Below are 19152 nucleotides of genomic sequence, written 5' to 3'. Positions count from 1 at the left end.
TAAAAGCACAGTTAAAAAAAAGAGAATTTCAATCATTCTCTTTTTTTTAACTGTGCTTTTAGGTGTTTTACTTTTTCTTTAAAAATTTCGGCTTCCATTCACTAATGATGACTCCCAAAACCACCATACAGCCCCCCAATAATGCCAACATGGGTAAGCGTTCGCCAGCCATTCTTCCAAATAATGCAGCCCAGACAGGCTCGCCTGCATAAATAACAGCAGCTTGTGAAGGATCAACAGCGCGTTGTGCCCAGTTCATAACCAATTGAATCAAAGCACTTGCTAGCCCTAATCCTATGGCAATGCTTAACAACGTCCATGAAAAATTAGGTAAATCATGTTCACCAACCAAAGGCATTGCAGCGAAAGCCAGAAGTGATGCGGTAATGAGTTGAATCACAGTCACACGTCGAACATCGACTTTTCCTGCAAAGTAGCCTATGAGAATAATTTCTAGTGCAATGGCAATTGAGCCAAGTATAGTAAGGGTTTGACCAAAATTAAAATGCAACTGCTGAACGCCATTTCCAGTCAGTAATATGAGCCCAATAAATGCACATAAAGCACCGATCCAAGTCATGATGTAGGGTACTTTACGAAAAATAAACCATAAGAAAATAGGGACTAAAGGTACATATAAAGCTGTTAAAAATGCAGATTCACTACTGCTAATGGTTTGTAAACCAACGGTTTGTGTGCCATAGCCAATCGCAATCATCAAGCCAATTAAACTACCTGCTAAAATTTCTTTGAAATTGAGTCCTTGCATTGATTTAAAGGAAATTAATCCAATTGCAATACTTGCCGCAGCAAAACGACAGCCGACAAAGAACATTGGAGAGCTGAAGTTGAGTGCGTATTGCACGGTTAAAAAGGTACCACCCCAAATAATAGTAATGAGGATTAAGGCAATTTGAGGGGTTTTATTTTTTAAAACGAGAGAAACTGAACTGGGCATTTAAAGATAAGGTTTTTCAAAAAAAGAGCTTAAGTATTGATTAAAAAGAGGCCACTTTGACCTCTTTTTAATCATTTTAAATCATTAGCTTATTAAAGTGATTGATCGTCCCACAATGACTGTGCTTCACGAAGGCTTAATGTACCTTCATAAATTGCACGACCCGTAATTGCACCTAAAATTCCTGGCTGGCCTTTTAAGTTACGGACATCATCAAGATTAGTGACGCCGCCAGACGCAATCACAGGTAAGCCTGAATATTGTGCCAGATGTACAGTTTGCTCAATGTTTACACCTTGCATCATACCATCACGTGCGATGTCGGTATAAACAATACTCGATACTCCAGCATCCGCAAAACGTTTTGCAAGATCAATGGCTTTAACATCAGTGACATTTGCCCAACCATCAGTTGCAACCATGCCGTTAATAGCATCGATGCCAACAATAATACGACCCGCAAATTTTTGACAGGCTTCTTCAACGAAAGCTGGGTCTTGTACGGCTTTGGTACCAATGATTACAAAAGATACACCTGCATCTAAATAGTGTTCAATGGTTTCAAGTGAACGGATACCACCGCCAATTTGAATAGGAAGTTCTGGCTGTGCGCGAGCAATAGCTTCAACCACTGGTTTATGAATTGGCGTACCTGCAAAAGCACCATTTAAATCGACCAAATGCAAACGACGTGCGCCTTCATTCACCCAATGTTGTGCGGTTGCAACTGGATCATCGGAAAATACAGTATCGTCTTCCATACGACCTTGTTTTAAACGAACACATTTACCATCTTTCAGGTCAATTGCAGGGATGATCAGCATGCTTGCGCTCCTAGCCAAATCTTATAAAGAATATATTGTGCGCAATCTTAGCAAAGTATTGCTAAATATCTAAGCATCAAGCGTATTTTTTATTCGAAGCAGCCTTATTTTCGTGGTGGATTGGGAACTAAACCTAAACGACGTAATTCAGCAAAGACTAAAATCGGGGCATAGGCATCAGCTGAGGCATAGTCAATTTGCTGTGCTGTTAGTATTTTACGTGCCCAGTTAGAGGTGCTGATACTTTTACTTTTTGGGAAATTGAGCTGAAATAAAAGTGCCATGGCATTTTTAAGTCCCATAGCATTATGAAAACCGAAGTTTGAAAAGCATTTTGATAGCTCAACCACACTATGCAGTTGAATGCCTTTTTTACGAAATAAATGCGCATCATTTTTTAAGCCAAAACCGACTTTAATTTGATTGTGATTTTCAAAAATAGGTTTAAGAAACTCAAGAATTGCATGATTGATTTGAAATAAATAGGCTTTTTCAAACGTGGCCAATTGAATCAAATGTGGTCCGGTGGCAATTTCACCTTTGGTAAAAGTAGGTTTCGATTCAGAGTCAAAACCAAAAAGAGTTGTTGTGTTTAATTCAGCTTCAATGTGATGACATTGTTCAAGTGTATTGATCACCATAATATGTTCAGCGCTTAGGTTTTGAAAGCGAGGTAAAAGAGCAATTTGTTCTTTGCTGGGAAGAGTAGGTTCGGAAGAGCTCAAAATAAATCACAACAGGCTGATATATTAAAAATGTTATCACAAAAAATGAGCAAGAAATGTTAGTTTGAGGGATAATCATTGATAAGTTATTGAGGACAGTCAAAGATGAGTGACAAGGAAGATGATCTATTCATTGAAGGTGCTAAAAAAATCAAACAACTCATTCAGGATAAGCAAATAAAACCGACTGATATTGCCAATATTCTTGAACTTTCTAAAGGTACGATGAGTAAATGGATTCAAAATTCAACTCCAACCAGTGCTCAAAGTCTGATTGAGTTAGCACGTTTAGTGGGTGTGGCTGAGCGTTGGAAATCTGAAGCTAAAAATGAAGAGAAAGCAGATTTAGCCACCAAGGCATATGAGCAATCTGAACTTGATTTAAAAATGGCTTCGGTTGATGAACTCATGACCGAAATTAAAGCACGTTATGCGGCATTGAATTTAAAGGCTGAGATTAAAATTAGTGTAGAGCCTCTAGAGGGTGGCTTCGTGACAAAAAATTAGCTAAAGCCTTAAATTTGGAAAGCTTTAGCTTCAGTTTTTACTCAGAATAGTTAATGTTTTGTTCGATTTGAATTTGTTGGACACGCTCAATATAGCTTTGATAAGCAGGAATACCAATTATTACGGATAATAAAATACTGATTGGGAAGATGATTATATAAATCCATGCCAATATTTTTTCCCAAGTTTGTGTGGTACGAGGAGATCCATAATTATTTGAACCCTCATCACCTTTTGCACAAGCAAGGTAAATAAAAAAGAATAGATTAACAAGGGGTAAAAGCATAAGTAGTGTAAGCCAACCACTTTGATTTTTGTCATGTAAGCGACGAATTGCAAAGATAAAACTAAAGTAAAAAACAGCAATGTATATTAGGATTAAAAGTATAATTGATCCGAAAATGATGAAATTTGAAGATGATGCACTAACACTCGGTGCAAAAATAGCTAGAATAATTCCGAATATCAGTATCAGAATTCCAAGTAGCATATTCCAACCTAGATAGGATAGTCTGCCAAATCGACCATTTGCGCTTAAAGGTGAAGCCTGATTTTGTATAGATGAATTCATTTTATATACTCATTTGAAATTTAATTTTTGTTAAAGATTTTAAATTTTGTTTTAAATTTGATCGGATCATAATTAAAATACGAGGAAAAAGAAAGTGAGTTATTTTTTTTCTAAAAAAAAGCCCATCTTTTGATGAGCTTTTTAAATTTAAAATGCGTAAATTAGATATCCCATTCCACAAAGTTTTTTAACAACTGTAAACCTGCGGTATGACTTTTTTCAGGATGAAATTGAGTCGCAAATAAATTTTCTTGATGAATGGCAGTGCAAAATTCTAAGCCATAATCACAGGTTGCTGCGACAATACTTGAATCTTGTGGCTCGACATAAAAACTATGTACGAAGTAGAAACGTGCATCTTGTTCAATCTCTTTCCACATTGGGTGGTTTGGATCTGCTTGATGAACCTGATTCCAACCCATATGCGGGACTTTTAGACCGTCTATATCTGGGAAGCGTTTTACCACACCTTTAAAAAGACCAAGCGCATCTGTCCCGCCATTTTCTTCTGAGCGTTGCATTAAAGCCTGCATTCCTACGCAAATCGCAAGTACAGGCTTATTGAAAGCAGCATGGCGAATGACTTCATCAATTCCAGCTTCATGCATGCCTTGAATGCAGTCACGCATGGCACCAACACCCGGGAATACAATTTTATCTGCTTGTGCAATCAGTTTAGGATTATTGGTAACATCTACTGTTGCACCTACGTGTTCTAATGCTTTGGCCGCCGAGTGTAAATTTCCCATGCCATAGTCAAGAAGGGCAATACGCGTCATTACAAGCTACCTTTGGTTGAAGCAATCGTTCCCGCTGCACGTGGATCGACTTCACAAGCCATACGTAGTGCGCGTGCAAAGGCTTTAAAAGTACATTCAATTTGGTGATGGCTGTTTTTGCCTTTTAGGTTATCAATATGCAAGGTCATGAGTGCATGATTGACAAAGCCTTGGAAAAATTCAGAGAATAAATCCACATCAAAACGACCAATCATAGAGCGAGTAAATGGAATATCCATGAATAAGCCCGGACGACCTGATAAATCAACCACTACACGGCTTAAGGCTTCATCCAGTGGTGCATAAAAATGACCATAACGGCGTAAGCCTTTTTTATCACCCAATGCTTGTGCAAAAGCTTGTCCAAGTGTGATACCGCAGTCTTCGACCGTGTGATGATCATCGATGTCTAAATCACCATCACAGTGAATATCAATATCAAATAAGCCATGTCGCTTGATTTGATCGATCATATGGTCTAAAAATGGAATACCTGTATTGAGGGTGCCTTGACCCGTACCATCAAGATTAACACGAACTCGAATTTTGGTTTCGTTGGTGTTTCTTACCACTTCACTGATACGTTGCGTCATAGACACGTTCCTCAAAAACGTCAAAAATGCTTGATGTAAAAAATGTTTTTCGCGGTGACGAATTCACCGCATATTAGATTGCTCTGGAGGGTTAATCAATGCCTATTACTGTACATGCTAAAACTTCACTTGAAACGCAAGAAGTTCGCGATCAGCTTGAGCGATTGTATGACACGAGTCCAGAATTTGGTGATGGAAAAGATGCCATCGAACAACTTGAGCAAAATTTGGCTCAGTATACCTTACTTTATACCGCAGAATTTAATACCAAAATTATTGGCGCACTTTGGTGTACAGGGCAAGGCGAGAGTAAAACTTTAGAAAATATTGTAGTTCATCCTGCCAACCGTGGCCGTGGTGTTGCAGAACGTCTGGTTGAAGAAGTGTGTCGCATGGAAGAAGACAAAGGCGTAAAAGTTTTTGAACCAGGTTGTGGCGCGATTCATCGTTGTTTAGCCCATCTGGGAAAAATTTAAAGCTTTTGGTTAAATTGAGTGAAGCCGTCTAGATCGATTATTTTTTATGATAGTGGTGGATTTATCTTCAATATAGTTGTTTTTTGCTGTAAAAATAAACTATTGGTAGGAAATATAGTATTCAATACTTGACGCAAAAAGGTTTAAATTGTTTAATATGCCCCAACGGCGTGATAGCTCAGTCGGTAGAGCAACGGATTGAAAATCCGTGTGTCCCCAGTTCGAACCTGGGTCTCGCCACCATATTTAAAATCTAATTTAAGATTTCAATCCCTGATCCAATCAGGGATTTTTTTTGAATAAAATTTATTCGGTTGAATAAAAAAGTCATGATTTATATTGACTAATATACTTAGATACGGCTTAATACACCGCAACGGCGTGATAGCTCAGTCGGTAGAGCAACGGATTGAAAATCCGTGTGTCCCCAGTTCGAACCTGGGTCTCGCCACCATATTCAAAAAGCCTCAAACTTATGTTTGGGGCTTTTTTACGAATAATAAAAACTGAAAGTATGATTGACAGCTATACTTGAATTGAAGCGATGTACATTTACATTTTGTTGGACAAAAAAAATATCTCACTTTCAGAATTCAGCTATATTCTTCTGTAAATTAATAAATATTTTAAAATTAAAATGAAAGATTTATTTTCGGAAAACAGCCAGCTTTATCAGCAAGCACGACCCAGTTATCCGGTGTCCGTGATTCAAGAAATTCTTAAATATGTTCCTGAACGTCATTTTGCTTGGGACTGTGGTGCAGGTTCAGGCCAGTTCACTCAGTTATTGGCACCTTATTTTGACTATGTAGTGGCAACTGATTTAAGTGAGGATCAGTTACAGCACGCACCTTATTTTGAGAATATTAGCTACCAAGTCCAATCAGCAGAACACACCACATTTGCAGCACATAGTTTTAATTTAATTACCGTGGCACAAGCGATTCATTGGTTTGATTTTGAAGCTTTTTATAAGGAAGTTAGAAGAGTTCTGAAGCGAGATGGAATACTGGCGGTGATTGGTTATGGCTTGATTCAAGTGGAAAACAAAACAATTAATGCGTTGATTCAAGATTTGTATTTTAAGACACTTAAGGGTTATTGGGATCTTGAACGTGGTTATATTGATGAACATTATAAAACCATTCCATTTCCTTTTAAAGAATTAGAAGTTCCTGCATTTAAAATGCAGTATCAATGGTCATCTGCCCAATTATTAAATTATATTCATACTTGGTCAGCACTAAAACATTATAAAAATCAGAATCAGATGAATCCTTTACAAGCACTTGAGGATTATTTCAAGCGAGAGCAAAGTGATATTGTGGTTGAGTTTCCTGTGTTATTTCGATTAGCTCAGTTATAACGTCAGTTTCAAGAAATTAAGTATTTAAATTTTTATTCAGCCACCATCTAATATAAAAGAATCATAAATAAATGGCTTATGTTGTATTTGGATTAAATTGAATTTGATCACTCTTTAGGTGCTGATGTCGCAAACTCAAACAAATCAATTGGGATGTTTGTGAATTGTATTTTATTGCAAATTTAAGATTTAAATGACCTCTGTAAACATTCTTTTTATGGTTTTAATAGGCATAATGATAAAAAAATAAACGATAAAACAAGGAGATTTTGCATGGAATCTAAAGAATTTGACTATGTTGTGATTGGTGGTGGTAGTGCTGGCTGCGTACTTGCTGGTCGATTATCTGAAGATCCCAATATCTCAGTTTGTTTACTGGAAGCAGGTGGTGGTGGTGATGGTTGGACGGTAAATGTACCGTGCGCCGCAGTGGTAAGTATTCCCACTAAAATTAATAATTGGGCCTTTGAAACCGTGCCCCAGAAAGGACTAAATGGTCGTAAAGGTTATCAACCGCGGGGGAAATGTTTAGGTGGCTCATCTGCAATTAATGCCATGATTTATATTCGTGGCAATCGTAAAGATTATGATGATTGGGCTAAACTTGGAAATGAAGGTTGGTCTTATAATGAAGTATTGCCTTATTTTATTAAATCAGAAAATAACGAAAGAATTCATAATCAATATCATGGTGGTTCTGGGCCGTTATCGGTGATTGATCTACATAGTGATAATCCCTTACAAGAACGTTATTTGACTGCTGCTCGTGAGCAAGGTTTTCCAATTCGGGATGACTTTAATGGCGCAGAGCAGGAGGGGCTTGGTATTTATCAAGTCACGCATATTAATGGTGAGCGTTGTAGTGCGGCACGAGCTTATCTTTTTCCACATCTACAGCGTCCTAATTTAACTGTGATTACACAGGCGCTGACGCAACGTATTCTCATTGAAAATAATGTTGCTGTTGGGGTGGAATATAAATGTGCAGGGCAGATTAAGCAAATTCATGCTCGCCGTGAGGTTTTACTGAGTGCAGGTGCTATGCAATCACCACAAATTTTAATGTTATCTGGGGTGGGTGACCAGCAAGAGCTCACTGAACACGGTATCACTGTGAAAAAGCATTTGCCGGGTGTAGGTAAAAATTTTCACGATCACCCTGATTTTATTTTTGGCTATAAAGTGAGTGACATTCAAGGAACTTTTGGTGTATCCATCGCTGGTTCTATTGATCTGGTTAAACAAATTGGGCGTTATCGTAAAGTACGACGTGGCTTAATAACCACTAATTTTGCTGAATGTGGTGGTTTTATTAAGAGTTCATCTGAACAAATCTTACCTAATTTACAGTTACATTTCGTTGTGGCCTTGGTCGATAATCATGCACGAACGATGCATACGGGGCATGGGATTTCGTGCCATGTGTGTTTATTGAATCCTAAAAGTCGTGGCACGATTAAAATCAGCGGCCCAAGTATTGATGATCCTTTGCTGATTGATCCTAATTTTTATAATGATGAATCAGATCTTGAAGAAATGCTGAAGGGCTTTAAATTGACGAAGAGGTTAATGGAGTCTGATGCATTTAAACAGATTGTGAAAGAAGACCTATTTACTGCAAATGTTGTAACAGATGATGAGATTCGTCAGCTTTTACGAGAGCGTTCAGATACCGTTTACCATCCTGTAGGAAGTTGTAAGATGGGGCTGGATCAAATGGCTGTAGTTGACCCAAGGTTGCGCGTTTATGGTATTCAAAACTTACGCGTGGTAGATGCTTCTATTATGCCAACTGTGGTGAATGGGAATACCAATGCGCCAGTGATTATGATTGCTGAAAAAGCAGTGGATTTGATTCGTCAGGATCAGGCGGCTGTGGCTTTTATTCAGAAGAAAAATAAAGAAACCGTCGTTGCTGTTTAATTGTTCATTAGTGAATCATGTGATGGGTTGAATATTTTATTTTAGCCAATAAAAAACGCCTCACGGGGCGTTTTTTATTGCATTAGGATTTATGCTGATTTTTTAGCTGGTTCTTGAGCAGCTAGCATATGACCTGTTTCTTCGAAATTAGAATGCCATGATAGCGCTTCACGAAGAAGATGAGGCGTATGACCACCTTTTGCACAAGAGCGATCAAAATAATCGTTTAATGCATCACGGTATGTTGGGTGTGCACAGTTATCGATAATGGCACGAGCACGTTCACGTGGTGCTAAACCACGTAAATCTGCCATACCTTGTTCAGTAACCAGAATATCAACATCATGTTCAGTGTGATCGATATGCGATGCCATTGGCACGATTGATGAGATATCCCCATTTTTAGCAATCGACTTGGTTACGAAAATAGCCAAGTGGGCATTACGGGCAAAGTCACCTGAACCGCCGATACCATTCATCATTTTGGTACCACACACATGCGTTGAGTTTACGTTACCGTAAATATCAAATTCGAGTGCAGTGTTAATCCCAATAATACCTAAACGACGTACTAATTCAGGATGGTTTGAAATTTCTTGTGGGCGAAGTACCAGTTTATCTTTGTATGCTTCAAGATTATTAAATACTTTTTCGCCATATTTAGCCGAAAGTGTAATTGAAGAACCTGAGGCAAATTTCATTTTACCAGCATCAATTAACTCGAAAGTACAGTCTTGTAGGACTTCAGAGTACATCACTAAATCTTCAAAATTTGAATCTTTCAGACCCGTTAATACTGCATTGGCAATAGAGCCGATACCTGCTTGTAATGGGCCTAGGTTTTTCGGTAAACGACCAGCGGCAACTTCTTGTTCGAAGAAATTAATCAAATGGTTGGCAATACCTTGAGTTTCATCGTCTGGTTCAGTCACCGTAGATGGAGAATCATGGTATTCACCATTAATCACAATACCGACAATTTTTGCAGGATCAATATTGATTGCAGTAGTACCAATACGCTCATCGACTTGAGTCAATGGAATGGCTTGACGTGTTGGACGATAGGTTGGGATATAAATATCATGTAAGCCTTCGAAAGCAGGGCTTAAATTGGTATTAATTTCAATAATGACTTTTTCAGCAAAAATGGCAAAACTTGCAGAGTTACCTACAGAAGTTGTCGGGATGATGCCGCCATCTTCAGTAATCGCAACTGCTTCAATAATTGCAACATCAGGTTTTTTAAGCTGAAGATTACGCATTTGTTCAACAGTTTCAGACAAATGCTGATCGATGAACATTACTTCGCCTTTATTAATGGCTTTACGTAAAGTATTGTCGACTTGGAATGGTAAACGACGCGCAAGAACACCCGCTTCAGTTAATTGTTTGTCTAGGTCATTACCCAAACTCGCACCCGTAATTAAAGTGATTTTTAAAGGATTTTCCTTTGCTTGTTTCACTAAGGCTAAAGGTACAGCTTTTGCTTCGCCTGCACGAGTGAAGCCACTCATACCTACTGTCATACCATCTTGGATAAAAGTAGCAGCTTGTTCTGCGCTCATGACTTTGTCATGAAGTGACGCTAAACGAATACGATCTAAAGACATGGGTTGCGCTCAATTCTTGTTCAAAACTATACGGATTGTACCGCCCTATACAGGGATTGTGCATGCCTCTAATGCTAAGGTCTAATTTTTTCAGTAAATACTGGTATAGATTTTATTGATGGTTTTTAAGTTATTATTTTTTAATGAAATAATGGTGTTATTTAAAAATAAATAAACTATTGCTCGTTTGATTGAGTGATCGTTAAAAGTGATCACTCAATGTTTGTTTGATTTTTTGAATGGGATTGGCGGGTAGATTTTCTTGTTCTTTTTCCTTTACCAAAGGTAAGGAGATGATGGCTTCAAGTCCGCCTTCTGAGCGGTTGTGAATCAGTAATTCACCTTGATGGATATCGACAATACGTTTGACGATCGCTAGACCAAGTCCACTTCCTTGAACGGTTCTTGCTGCATTACCGCGTACAAAGGGTTGCATCAACTCATCAATTTGATCTTCTGGAATTCCTTCGCCATGATCAGATACACTAATTTTAATATGGTCATTTTCAACATATGCAGCCAATTCTATCGGTTCGGCACCATAGCGTTTTGAATTGTTAATTAAATTACCAATCAGCCGCTTTAGCGACAAAGAACGCGCTGTAATCGTTGGTAATTGCTGTGGCTCAAAACGGATATCCAAAGGTTTGAATTGGATTATAAGTTCTTGTAGTAGAGTGTTGATATTCGTCTCTTGTAGTTCTTCATCGGAGCCATCCCGCATATAAGAAATGAATTGATTCAAAATTGCATCCATATCTTCCACATCATAAATGAGCCCTTCTTTTAAAAAGTCATCATCAGGCATCATTTCAGCACTCAAACGAATACGCGTGAGTGGGGTGCGCAAATCATGTGAAATTCCGGCCAACATAATTTGTCGATCCCGTTCGATTTGTTCAAGCGTATATACCATATGATTAAATGCTTGATTAACTTCACGTATTTCTTGCGGGCCATGATTAGTTTCTAAATAGGGCGCTTTGCCGGTTTTACTGTAGTTGTTGGCTGCATTTTGTAAGCGGCGTAATGGACGATTTAGCTGCCTGACCAAGGTCAAAATAATCGCAGCTGCAATCAGTGGAATACCTAATAACCAGCCCAAAATCAGTTCAGGACTATAGTTCGCATAGGTATTGAGTGGCTCTCTGACCCAATTACCATGCATTTCAGGTGTTTGAATCCAAATACGAGGACTCGGTTTAAACTGGAAATAAACGGTCACATCTTTAATCTGCATTTCTTTTGCAAGCTGATGTTCAATGCGATTAGTAAAGAAATCGGCAATCAGTTTGTCTTTTACATTGGGGAATTCTTTTGGATTCGTGACATATTCCACGCCAACCCGCTGCTTCAGCCACTGATCAATATCAAGTTCGGTATTATCATGAAAAATTTTTAATTTTGGATTGTTGATAATGTCTAATTCAACTGCAAGATATCGTGCATGTTGTTGAATCTCAGGTAAATAGAGTGTTTTCCAAAAAAACCACAACGACATAAATAGACTAAAAACTACCGTAAATAAGACCAAAATCGTGGTGCGCATAGCCGCAGAACGGGGTTTGATTTTATCGAGAAAGCGTTCCGAACGAGTGCGCTTTTTTTCTGAATAGGCGGCGAAGTCTGTAAATTCTTGTGGATCAATGGGGTCTAGTTTCACAAATACATCCTAAGCTAACTGGCTTTTATCGTTTATTTAGGTAAGCAATTTTATTAAAAAATGGAAACTCATTCTTGTTGTGATAGCATTTTGAGAACAAAATTTTGAGTAATTGAAATTAAAAACAAAATAAGCCTTCGAAAGGCTTATTTTGTTGAGCTTAGAATTATTCAGCACCATCTGGAACAAAAACATAACCCACACCCCATACGGTTTGGATATAGCGTGCACGAGCTGGATTTTCTTCAATTAGACGACGCAGGCGAGAAACTTGAACATCAATTGAGCGTTCCATCGCACCCCATTCACGGCCACGTGCTAAATTCATTAATTTATCGCGTGTTAGCGGTTCACGTGGATGCTGAACTAAAGCTTTCAGTACCGCAAACTCACCCGTGGTTAAAGTCACTACTTGACCTTCACGAGTTAAAGTACGTGTAGAGAGATCTAGCGACCAAGGGCCAAATGAAACCACTTCAAAATTCTGGCTAGGTGCACCAGGAACTTCACGAACTTGACGACGTAGTACTGCGCGAATACGTGCCAGTAATTCATTCGGGTTAAATGGTTTGGGCAGGTAATCATCTGCACCAGCTTCTAAGCCAGCAATTCGGTCAGAATCGCTACCGCGTGCAGTGAGCATGATAATGGGAGTATCGATGTTGGATTGGCGTAAGCGTCGGCAAATACTTAAACCATCTTCTACAGGTAACATAAAGTCGAGCACAATCAGTGAAAATAATTCACGTTGTAACAGTCGATCCATTTGTGTGGCATCGTGAGCCGTTTTAACGACAAAGCCTTTATCTTCTAAAAACCGCTGTAAAAGGGTACGTAAACGTACATCATCATCGACCACTAAAATGCGTTCGACTCGGTCAGTTTCATGGTGTACAACGTCTGTATTTTCAGCAGGTACAACTAAACTCATGATGCACTCCCTTAATATTGTAAATTATAAATATTCGTTAGTCTCAGTATAATGCCTAAGTTCTTGTTAAGACTATGTATCAATTTGCTCAAAATTACAATTTAAAGGGCGTTTTTAAACCAAAAAACAACATCTGAAAATAATTGAAGGCATTCTATGTTTATAAATAAAAAAACCATCCAATTTTAATTGAAAATTTTAAGCTTAATACTGCTCAGCTTTTGTTTAAGTGCATGTATGCGCCGGCTTTCTCAACCTGAAATAACAGGGCGAGTGATTGATGAGGCTGGGCGGCCAATTGCAGGAGAGGCTGGTTGGTAAAAATTTGAGTAATTCGAAGGGGTATTTCAAATTAGATAAAAAGCGTTACTTTGCTTTTTTATTGATTGAAATTTGGGCAATAGAAATATCTATGCTGTACGTGCAGGAGCAGGTGAGTAAAGCAGGATTTCAAACATATTTTCTCACGTAATATAATCGGTATGAGGTGGGCAGCGTAAAGGCGCTCAATGGAAGATTGGACAGGTTGTTTTACAGGCGTAATCTGATTCGTCAAATAAGCAAGAAACTACTGATTGCATAGAAAAAAATATTGAAAAGTAAGCTTTTATAGTTTTTTCTTTAGTAATTTGCAAAACAATTGTGGATTTTATGGTCTTGGTCTTTATAATCACTAACTTTTAGTCCTTATCCTTGTGGAATTAAACACGATGACTGACTTAGTTCAGCAGTTGGCAAGTGAACTTGCCGTACGTCCAAACCAAGTAGAAGCTGCCATTAAACTGATAGATGACGGTTCTAGTGTTCCATTTATCGCACGTTACCGTAAAGAAGTAACGCAAGGTTTAGACGATGTGCAATTACGTCAACTTGATACACGCTTAGTTTATTTACGTGATTTGTATGAACGCCGTGAAAAAGTAATAGAATCTTTAAAAGAACAAAATAAATTATCTGATGATATGTTAGCTCGCGTAAATGCAGCAGAAACTAAAAATGCATTAGAAGAAATTTACGCACCATACCGTCCGAAACGTACCAGTAAATCATTTAAAGCAAAGGAAGCTGGTTTAGGTCCAATTGCTGAAAAAATCTTAATGGAACAAGTTGAACCGACTGAGGCTTTGGCTGGTTTTAGTCATCCGGACTATGCCACTGTAGAAAGTCAATTGGATGCGATTCAACACATTATTATTGATGAGTGGGCACAGAATATTGCACTGACTACTGAGCTTAAAACCACATTTGCGAAAACGGCAATGTTAAAAAGCTTGGTTGCATCAGATGAGAAAAAAGAAGTTGGTAAGAAATTTCGTGATTATTTCGACTTCTCTGAGAACTTAAATAAAGTCCCTTCACATCGCTTATTGGCGATGTTACGTGGTCGCCAAGAAAATGTATTGGGCTTGAAAGTGGAAGGTCAAGATGATCAACCACTGGCGCGCATTGAAACGGAATACAATCTTGACCAAGTTCAACCACAAGCTCGCCAAGACTTCTTAAAGCAAACTGCAAAACTGTTTTGGTTAGGTAAGATTCGTCCTCAAATTGAACATTCATTATTGACTGAAAAACGTCTTGCTGCTGAAACTGAAGCAATGGATGTATTTGCTGAAAATCTACGTCATTTATTGCTTTCTGCACCAGCGGGTTCACGTTGTACGTTGGGTGTAGATCCTGGTATTCGTACTGGTGTAAAACTAGCGGTAGTGAATGCTTCGGGTGATGTGGTTGCACATAGCACGATTTATCCATTCGCACCCAAAGAAGATAAAACGGGTTCAATTGCTGAACTTGCGCGTTTATGCCGTGAATTCAATGTCGACTTAATTGCCATTGGTAATGGTACTGCAAGCCGTGAAACTGAAGCCGTTGTTGCTGAAATGATGACGCAAAATCCTGATTTGAAATTGACCCGTGTTTCAGTCAGTGAAGCAGGTGCATCGGTATATTCAGCTTCTGAACTCGCTTCTGCTGAATTGCCAGATTTGGATGTTTCGATTCGTGGTGCAGTATCTATTGCACGTCGTTTACAAGATCCATTAGCTGAGTTGGTAAAAATTGATCCGAAATCAATTGGTGTGGGTCAGTATCAACATGATGTTAACCAAACTGGTTTGGCAAAAACGCTTGAAGCTGTGGTTGAAGATTGTGTGAACTCAGTCGGTGTGGATGTCAATACAGCATCTCCTGCGATTTTGTCTTATATTGCTGGTTTGAATAAATCAATCGCACAGCAAATTTTTGAATACCGTAAAGAACATGGTCGTTTTGACAATCGTCAAGCTTTGAAGAATGTACCTCGTTTAGGTGAGCGTACTTTTGAACAAGCGGCAGGTTTCTTGCGTATTCAAGATGGCTCTGAACCTTTAGATGCTTCAGCAGTTCACCCAGAAAGTTATGGTTTGGTTGAAAAAATTGTTGCTGCAAAAGCAACGACAGTAAAAGATATTATTGGTAATGCTGAGATTATTGCTCAAGTCAAAGCCGATGAGTTTGTAGATGACAAATTTGGTTTACCGACCATTCAAGATGTTTTAAGCGAACTTGAAAAACCAGGTCGTGATCCACGTCCAGAATTCCGTACAGCGAAATTTCGTGAAGACATTACTGAAGTGACTCAGTTGACTGAAGGTATGCAACTTGAAGGTGTGATTACCAATGTGACTAATTTTGGTGCATTCGTAGATGTTGGCGTTCATCAAGACGGCTTGGTGCATATTTCCGAACTTGCGAATGAATTTGTTGCTGATCCGCATAAAGTGGTGAAACCAGGTCAAATCGTGCAAGTGCGTGTCTTACAGGTAGATGCTGAGCGCAATCGTGTGAATTTAAGTATGCGCCCTGAAGGTTCTGAAGCGCCAGCTAAAGCACCGCGTCAGCCACGCCGTGAAAATGGTCAAACTCAGGAACAACGTGGGGAGCGTAAGCCTCAAGTAAAACGTCCTCAGAATGCTCGTCCAAATAATAATGATAAAGCACCACGTCATGGCAACAAGCCACAGACGACTAAACCTCAAGAAAATAAAATTGGTGGTTTAGGTGCATTGTTATTACAAGCAGGGATTAAAGGTTCTAAATAATATTTAGCAATCTTTAACACTCAATAAAAAACCTCCCAGATGGGAGGTTTTTTATTGAGTGACAGATAGTGTTTATCAATCAATATCTCAATAGCTTGGAAATATATTATGAATATAATTATTCTGCTTTGGAGTTTAAGTATCGATAAAGTTATAAATAACGCTGAGCATAATCATGACCATCCCAACACGTCCAAGGAAATTTGCCATTTGTTCGAGAGGGGACAAGACCAGTGTGTCTCTAGCGAAAAGTGTTTTAAAACTGAGCTTATGAGTGTCCTTATCTTGATATAGGGCAATTCCAATTTCGAGTAAAACAAAAATTATCCCCAAATTACCCAGTAGGTCGAGTGGGTCTATATCATCGACATAGATATCCTGTGTCAAACCAAATAAATAGAGTCCAGCACCTACAAAGCATATGGTTTTGATGGTGGAGATCAGTTTCATGGCTGTTCTCATATTTTTCAACAAGGAAAATACGATAGGATAAAAAAACAGCAAAGTAAATAAATAGCCTCCTTACTGGAGGCTATTTTTTGTATTACCAATGTTCACCAGGGAATAAACGGGCATAAGCACGTTGCATTAGGTTTAGTTTTTCTTGCTCACCGACAGATGCAGTTGAACTTGGAAATAAGTTAAAACCAATCGACATGAGTTTATTGTTAATTTCAGGTGCAATGGAATAAGTAATTGAAGCTAAACGACCTAAATGTGTAGTTACTTTTTTTGGACGTTTTACAATTGCATAGGCAATTAAATCCGCAGCTTGTTCAGGTGAAAGTGTAGGAACATATTTATAAATTTTAGTGGGGGCAATCATTGGTGTCCGCACTAATGGCATATATACCGAAGTAATCGCAATTTTATGCGAATGTACTTCAGCAGAGAGACAGCGGCTAAAGGCATCTAGAGCTGCTTTGGATGCGACATAAGCAGAGAATCGGGTCGCATTGGCTAATACCCCAATCGAACTGATATTGATGATATGGCCATCTTTACGCATCATCATCTGTGGCAGTAGATTTAATACTAAACGGACTGCACCGAAGTAGTTTAATTGCATGGTTCGTTCAAAGTCATGAAAACGATCTACAGATTCATGCACCGCACGACGAATTGAACGCCCTGCATTATTAATTAAAAAATCAATATGATCTACAGATGCAAGAATCTTTTGAGAGACTTCATCAATGGCATTCATATCATTCAAATCGCATGGAAAAATGGTCGCTTGACCACCTTCAGCTTGAATTTCAGCCTGAACTTGTTTGAGGGTTTCTTCGGTACGAGCAACTAACAGTACATGTGCACCTGCTGAAGCTAATTTTTTTGCTACGGTTAGTCCAATACCACTGGATGCACCGGTAATGAGCGCGACTTTCCCATGGACCTTGTTTTTAAACAGTTGCTCTAGTTTTTGATTCATATACGTTTCCCTGCGTTTACCGAAATGAATTTATGCGTTGTATTTATTCTATGAAGGATGATCTTTTGGGTAAAAGATGATCGGTGCTTATTGGTTCGCAATCATAGCGAAAAATAAAAAAAATACTAGGTATAAGTATATGAATTTACAAATATTTTTTAGAGTAAATGCTCTATTTAATTAGTCATTATTAAATGATTTTTAACATGAATTTTAGCTAAATCCAAGTATAAAAATAATAAAGCTCCCTTTTTGAGAACTTTATTATTTATTTTGCCTAAACGTTAAGCAATGCCTGTTCTAAATCCGCAATCAAATCATCGATATGCTCAATGCCGACAGAAAGCCGTACCATGTCAACGCTGACGCCAGCAGACTTTAATTCTGCTTCATTTAGTTGACGATGGGTTGTGGTGGCAGGATGACAAGCCAAGCTTTTTGCATCTCCAATATTCACCAGACGTGTGAACAGTTGTAGGGCATCAATAAAGCGAGTTCCACCTTCGCGGCCATCTTTAACGCCAAAAGATAAAATGGCTGATGGTTTACCTTTCACATATTTTTGTGCCAAGGCATGTTGCGGATGATCTTTTAAACCAGCGTAATTGACCCATTGTACTTTAGGGTGCTGCTGTAAATATTCAGCTACTTTTTGTGCATTTTCAGTATGGCGTTCCATACGTAGGTTTAAGGTTTCTAGACCTTGTAGAATTAAGAATACACTGAGAGGACTGATAGCGGCACCAGTATTGCGCAATGGAACGACGCGTGCGCGTGCGATATAAGCGGCTTCACCTAAGGCTTCGACATAATTTACGCCATGATAGCTAGGATCAGGCGTATTTAAAACTTTGAAACGTTCAGGATATTTGCCCCATGGAAATTTTCCGCTGTCGACAATTGCGCCACCAATAGAATTCCCGTGACCACCAATATATTTGGTTAATGAATGTACTACGATATCTGCACCATGCTCAAAAGGTTTAAGTAGGGCAGGTGTTGCAACGGTATTATCGACAATGACGGGCACACCATATTCATGGGCAATTTTTGCAATGGCATTTAGATCAATAATATTTCCCAGTGGATTACCAATCGATTCAACAAAGACTAATTTGGTTTTTTCATCAATTATGCCATGTAGCGCTTCTGGATTGGCATAATCAAAGAAACGCACTTCAATTCCTTGTTTGGGCAAGGTATGTGCAAAAAGGTTATAGGTGCCACCATATAATGTTGAAACAGATGCGATATTATCACCTGCTTCAGCAATAGTCTGAATCGAATAAGTAATGGCAGACATACCTGATGCTAAAGCGAGTGCACCAATCCCGCCTTCAAGTGCAGCAAGGCGTTGTTCCAGTACAGCTGTGGTTGGGTTCATAATACGAGTATAAATATTACCTTGAACCTTTAAATCAAATAAATCGGCCGCATGTTGAGTGTCATCAAATGCGTAAGAGGTCGTTTGATAAATGGGTACTGCAACAGCTTTAGTGGTTGATTCTGGCGAGTAACCAGCATGTATGGCTAGAGTTTCATCTTTAAATGTCATTGTTATTTCATCTTAAGTGGTTTGAGTTTTGATCAAGTTTAGCATTTTGTTTATGCTTGAAATATGCGCAATTGTGATTCTATTAGTAATTTAAATGCTAAGTTTTAAATATTTAAAAATTTAAACTGATTTTTTCGATTGCCTTAAAAAATAAAG

At 38.5% G+C, this 19152-nt stretch carries 17 protein-coding genes and 2 tRNA genes; 7 read left to right on the top strand and 12 right to left on the bottom strand.

Annotated elements, in window-relative coordinates; translation table 11 throughout:
• Positions 1–67 precede the first annotated feature (67 nt).
• The 3 genes from B9T27_RS01770 to B9T27_RS01760 form a co-directional block, all read right to left on the bottom strand.
• Positions 68–958: a DMT family transporter gene (locus tag B9T27_RS01770; protein ID WP_086205139.1), complete on the bottom strand. Its 891-nt coding sequence runs from the start codon at positions 956–958 to the stop codon at positions 68–70.
• Between the two features lie 92 nt (positions 959–1050).
• A complete protein-coding gene (hisA, locus tag B9T27_RS01765; RefSeq protein ID WP_086205138.1) occupies positions 1051–1782 on the bottom strand; it encodes a 1-(5-phosphoribosyl)-5-[(5-phosphoribosylamino)methylideneamino]imidazole-4-carboxamide isomerase in 732 nt (243 codons plus the stop codon).
• Between the two features lie 104 nt (positions 1783–1886).
• A complete protein-coding gene (locus B9T27_RS01760; protein WP_228146122.1) occupies positions 1887–2507 on the bottom strand; it encodes a 3'-5' exonuclease in 621 nt (206 codons plus the stop codon).
• Between the two features lie 105 nt (positions 2508–2612).
• Here B9T27_RS01760 and B9T27_RS01755 point away from each other — a divergent pair, with 105 nt between their 5' ends.
• On the top strand, positions 2613–3014 hold the full coding sequence (locus B9T27_RS01755; RefSeq protein WP_086205137.1) for a helix-turn-helix domain-containing protein: 402 nt from the start codon (positions 2613–2615) through the stop codon (positions 3012–3014).
• 37 nt (positions 3015–3051) lie between these two features.
• On the opposite strand, the gene B9T27_RS01750 is transcribed toward B9T27_RS01755, so the two are convergent.
• The 3 genes from B9T27_RS01750 to hisB form a co-directional block, all read right to left on the bottom strand.
• Positions 3052–3585, bottom strand: a complete 534-nt coding sequence (locus B9T27_RS01750) for a DUF805 domain-containing protein (protein ID WP_086205136.1) — start codon at positions 3583–3585, stop codon at positions 3052–3054.
• Positions 3586–3746: 161 nt separating this feature from the next.
• The gene (gene hisH / locus B9T27_RS01745; protein ID WP_086205135.1) at positions 3747–4364 is read right to left on the bottom strand and encodes an imidazole glycerol phosphate synthase subunit HisH; all 618 of its coding nucleotides are present in this window, start codon (positions 4362–4364) and stop codon (positions 3747–3749) included.
• Entirely contained in the window at positions 4364–4957 is a 594-nt protein-coding gene (gene hisB / locus B9T27_RS01740; protein WP_086205134.1) for an imidazoleglycerol-phosphate dehydratase HisB, read from the bottom strand. The genes hisH and hisB overlap by 1 nt, the downstream gene beginning before the upstream one ends.
• Positions 4958–5055: 98 nt before the next feature.
• On the opposite strand from hisB, the gene B9T27_RS01735 reads away from it, so the two are divergent.
• The 5 genes from B9T27_RS01735 (at position 5056) to B9T27_RS01715 (ending at position 8722) form a co-directional block, all read left to right on the top strand.
• On the top strand, positions 5056–5433 hold the full coding sequence (locus B9T27_RS01735) for a GNAT family N-acetyltransferase (RefSeq protein WP_086205133.1): 378 nt from the start codon (positions 5056–5058) through the stop codon (positions 5431–5433).
• A gap of 167 nt (positions 5434–5600) precedes the next feature.
• A tRNA-Phe gene (locus B9T27_RS01730) sits at positions 5601–5676 on the top strand.
• 135 nt (positions 5677–5811) lie between these two features.
• Positions 5812–5887 (top strand) — tRNA-Phe (locus tag B9T27_RS01725).
• A 183-nt stretch (positions 5888–6070) separates the two neighbouring features.
• A complete protein-coding gene (locus tag B9T27_RS01720) occupies positions 6071–6799 on the top strand; it encodes a class I SAM-dependent methyltransferase (protein WP_086205132.1) in 729 nt (242 codons plus the stop codon).
• Between the two features lie 273 nt (positions 6800–7072).
• On the top strand, positions 7073–8722 hold the full coding sequence (locus B9T27_RS01715) for a GMC family oxidoreductase (RefSeq protein ID WP_086205131.1): 1650 nt from the start codon (positions 7073–7075) through the stop codon (positions 8720–8722).
• An 89-nt stretch (positions 8723–8811) separates the two neighbouring features.
• Here the strand turns inward: B9T27_RS01715 and B9T27_RS01710 are convergent, their stop codons facing one another.
• From B9T27_RS01710 to ompR, 3 genes are all read right to left on the bottom strand, one after another.
• Complete coding sequence (locus tag B9T27_RS01710; protein WP_086205130.1) at positions 8812–10332, bottom strand: acetyl-CoA hydrolase/transferase family protein; 1521 nt, start codon at positions 10330–10332, stop codon at positions 8812–8814.
• Between the two features lie 202 nt (positions 10333–10534).
• Positions 10535–11995, bottom strand: coding sequence for an ATP-binding protein (locus tag B9T27_RS01705; RefSeq protein ID WP_086205129.1), 1461 nt, complete (start codon positions 11993–11995; stop codon positions 10535–10537).
• Between the two features lie 166 nt (positions 11996–12161).
• The gene (gene ompR / locus B9T27_RS01700; protein ID WP_086205128.1) at positions 12162–12926 is read right to left on the bottom strand and encodes a two-component system response regulator OmpR; all 765 of its coding nucleotides are present in this window, start codon (positions 12924–12926) and stop codon (positions 12162–12164) included.
• Between the two features lie 710 nt (positions 12927–13636).
• Between ompR and B9T27_RS01690 the strand changes: the two genes are divergently transcribed.
• A complete protein-coding gene (locus B9T27_RS01690; protein WP_086205126.1) occupies positions 13637–16009 on the top strand; it encodes a Tex family protein in 2373 nt (790 codons plus the stop codon).
• Between the two features lie 135 nt (positions 16010–16144).
• Here the strand turns inward: B9T27_RS01690 and B9T27_RS01685 are convergent, their stop codons facing one another.
• The 3 genes from B9T27_RS01685 to B9T27_RS01675 form a co-directional block, all read right to left on the bottom strand.
• Positions 16145–16459, bottom strand: coding sequence for a hypothetical protein (locus B9T27_RS01685; RefSeq protein WP_086205125.1), 315 nt, complete (start codon positions 16457–16459; stop codon positions 16145–16147).
• A gap of 94 nt (positions 16460–16553) precedes the next feature.
• Positions 16554–17441, bottom strand: coding sequence for an SDR family NAD(P)-dependent oxidoreductase (locus B9T27_RS01680; protein ID WP_086205124.1), 888 nt, complete (start codon positions 17439–17441; stop codon positions 16554–16556).
• Between the two features lie 277 nt (positions 17442–17718).
• Entirely contained in the window at positions 17719–18996 is a 1278-nt protein-coding gene (locus B9T27_RS01675) for an O-acetylhomoserine aminocarboxypropyltransferase/cysteine synthase family protein (protein WP_086205123.1), read from the bottom strand.
• Positions 18997–19152 lie beyond the last annotated feature (156 nt).

The sequence above is a fragment of the Acinetobacter sp. ANC 4648 genome (assembly GCF_002135345.1).
Classification (GTDB): Bacteria; Pseudomonadota; Gammaproteobacteria; order Pseudomonadales; family Moraxellaceae; genus Acinetobacter.
The sequence above is the reverse complement of the archived record's forward strand: the minus strand, read 5'-3'. Positions and strand labels throughout refer to the sequence as shown.

Bases quoted from the DNA above. Each gene is read 5' to 3' on its own strand.
- B9T27_RS01770 (WP_086205139.1), bottom strand. From the start codon at position 958: ATGCCCAGTTCAGTTTCTCTCGTTTTAAAAAATAAAACCCCTCAAATT.
- hisA (WP_086205138.1), bottom strand. From the start codon at position 1,782: ATGCTGATCATCCCTGCAATTGACCTGAAAGATGGTAAATGTGTTCGT.
- B9T27_RS01755 (WP_086205137.1), top strand. From the start codon at position 2,613: ATGAGTGACAAGGAAGATGATCTATTCATTGAAGGTGCTAAAAAAATC.
- B9T27_RS01750 (WP_086205136.1), bottom strand. From the start codon at position 3,585: ATGAATTCATCTATACAAAATCAGGCTTCACCTTTAAGCGCAAATGGT.
- hisH (WP_086205135.1), bottom strand. From the start codon at position 4,364: ATGACGCGTATTGCCCTTCTTGACTATGGCATGGGAAATTTACACTCG.
- hisB (WP_086205134.1), bottom strand. From the start codon at position 4,957: ATGACGCAACGTATCAGTGAAGTGGTAAGAAACACCAACGAAACCAAA.
- B9T27_RS01735 (WP_086205133.1), top strand. From the start codon at position 5,056: ATGCCTATTACTGTACATGCTAAAACTTCACTTGAAACGCAAGAAGTT.
- B9T27_RS01720 (WP_086205132.1), top strand. From the start codon at position 6,071: ATGAAAGATTTATTTTCGGAAAACAGCCAGCTTTATCAGCAAGCACGA.
- B9T27_RS01715 (WP_086205131.1), top strand. From the start codon at position 7,073: ATGGAATCTAAAGAATTTGACTATGTTGTGATTGGTGGTGGTAGTGCT.
- B9T27_RS01710 (WP_086205130.1), bottom strand. From the start codon at position 10,332: ATGTCTTTAGATCGTATTCGTTTAGCGTCACTTCATGACAAAGTCATG.
- ompR (WP_086205128.1), bottom strand. From the start codon at position 12,926: ATGAGTTTAGTTGTACCTGCTGAAAATACAGACGTTGTACACCATGAA.
- B9T27_RS01690 (WP_086205126.1), top strand. From the start codon at position 13,637: ATGACTGACTTAGTTCAGCAGTTGGCAAGTGAACTTGCCGTACGTCCA.
- B9T27_RS01685 (WP_086205125.1), bottom strand. From the start codon at position 16,459: ATGAAACTGATCTCCACCATCAAAACCATATGCTTTGTAGGTGCTGGA.
- B9T27_RS01680 (WP_086205124.1), bottom strand. From the start codon at position 17,441: ATGAATCAAAAACTAGAGCAACTGTTTAAAAACAAGGTCCATGGGAAA.
- B9T27_RS01675 (WP_086205123.1), bottom strand. From the start codon at position 18,996: ATGACATTTAAAGATGAAACTCTAGCCATACATGCTGGTTACTCGCCA.